Origin of the sequence: Variovorax sp. MHTC-1 (genome assembly GCF_003984645.1) — a bacterium.
GTDB lineage: Bacteria > Pseudomonadota > Gammaproteobacteria > Burkholderiales > Burkholderiaceae_C > Variovorax.
On record NZ_RWKI01000081.1, the window covers coordinates 1 to 1,250 of the forward strand.

General features: G+C 57.0%; 1 protein-coding gene and 1 pseudogene. Both read right to left on the reverse strand.

Features of this window, described 5'->3' with window-relative positions:
• Window positions 1–63: 63 nt before the first annotated feature.
• The gene (locus tag EJI01_RS28315) at window positions 64–942 is read right to left on the reverse strand and encodes an alpha/beta hydrolase (protein ID WP_126840406.1); all 879 of its coding nucleotides are present in this window, start codon (window positions 940–942) and stop codon (window positions 64–66) included.
• A gap of 172 nt (window positions 943–1,114) precedes the next feature.
• Window positions 1,115–1,250: pseudogene (locus EJI01_RS28320) on the reverse strand (IS30 family transposase); the annotation flags it as partial.

The following is a 1,250-nucleotide window of genomic DNA, read 5'->3' on the forward strand; positions in this document are numbered from 1 at the left end:
GCAACCCGTCGCGCTGACATGCTGCTCAGGCGCTACGAATCACGCCTCAACCAAGCGGCGGCTTCAGGGCCCAACTATCCTACTGATTGCATCCTCAAAAGCCGGCAGGTCCATGTTTGCATGGCCGTTTGCGGGGAAGTAGGTCTCGATTAGGTTCAGACCGACATAGTTGCGAGCTGCCATTCGTGTGTACATCGCATGTACGTACTTCGTGTTGCAGCTTCGCTCATCGCTGCACTGGGCCAGAATCAGAGTAGCAGGAAGTGGCCTCCCAGCAAGGGAGTCAAACATCTTCTGTTCGAGCGCTTCCACATCCTGGAGCTGTTGCCAGAATGCAGCTTCCGAGGAGATGAAGTACGAGAAAACGAGCTCCTTAGCTCCTTCAAGGAACAGTGCAGTCGCCGCGAGGTTGCCACTCGTTGACAAGCCCGACAACATTCTCTTCTTCGGGTCCGCACGGTATCGTGCCTCGATCAATGGGATCAGCTCGAGTGACAGAAAGTCGTGGTATGCGATGGCACCTGGAAGGTTATAGTCCTCTTGCCTCCTGACCGTTCCGCCGATACCCACCAGGATTGCCTTTGTGCCACGCTTTTCGAGGATCGATCTGAAGTTGGTGAAACGTGTCTCCGATAGGTTGAACGTTGCGTCGCCGTCGAGGGCGTATATGGTTGGATACGGGTCGGAGTTCGCGTCGTAGGACGCAGGAATGAACACCTCGACGTTGTATGTCGCGCCAGTCTTTGCCGACTTGATGCTCTGCGAAACAACGCGGCCGCTCGTGGGTTGCTGAACCGGAGTCGTAGTGCCCGTGGCGTCCGTTGTTGCAAGTGGAATTGCTGCGCCTCCGCCGCCACCTCCGCCGCCGCAGCCCGCCACAAGCAAGAGAAGCAGCAACGCGCCCGCACCTGCGCCCCTCAACAAAGAATGCAATGCCTTCATCTAGATCCTCTTCCCCGGTGCAAACGCACCGGGGCGGATGGTCGTTGCTATCGAGGTCAGAGTCAACATCAACAACTGATCGTGGCCCGGTGATCGCAGCAATGCGCGCGGCGAACGTCGGCTATCAGGCGAACTGAGCCTAGTCATCGAATGACGGCTAGCAGCTGCGGATTCAACCGGTCGATGCAACACATTCGCTGAACATCTCAGCGGGTGTGTGGAAGCCGAGCGTTTTGCGTGGCCTCTCGTTCAATTGTCTCGCGATCGCGTTGAGTTGAAGCTGTGAGAACGCTGAGATGTTCATGCCT

What these genes read in the sequence shown, in the direction of transcription:
- EJI01_RS28315 (WP_126840406.1), bottom strand. Translation starts at nt 942, where the DNA reads ATGAAGGCATTGCATTCTTTGTTGAGGGGCGCAGGTGCGGGCGCGTTG.